The following is a 229-nucleotide window of genomic DNA, read 5'->3' as shown; positions in this document are numbered from 1 at the left end:
ACCGATGAAGCGCACCCGCACCTGGTGTTCCAGGATCCGGTGGTCCTCCGCCATCCGCTCGGCCTCCCGCAGGAAGAGGTTCATGAGGGTCTCCACCTCCTCCGGGGGGCGCTTGAAGTTGTCCGTGGAGAAGACCCAGACGGTCACGGTCTTGATGCCCATCTCCAGGCACCACTCCAGGACCTCGTAGGCCTTCTGCACCCCGAACTCGTGCCCCTTGTTGCGGGAA

Annotated in this window: 1 protein-coding gene; it reads right to left on the bottom strand. The window is 64.2% G+C overall.

What is annotated here, in order from left to right:
• Positions 1–229 (bottom strand): undecaprenyl diphosphate synthase family protein (locus tag MFF64_RS39235; protein WP_238194148.1); only part of this gene is annotated, 229 nt, incomplete at both ends.

The organism is Methylobacterium frigidaeris (genome assembly GCF_022179185.1).
Classification (GTDB): domain Bacteria; phylum Pseudomonadota; class Alphaproteobacteria; order Rhizobiales; family Beijerinckiaceae; genus Methylobacterium; species Methylobacterium frigidaeris.
This window is presented reverse-complemented; position numbering and strand designations above follow the sequence as displayed.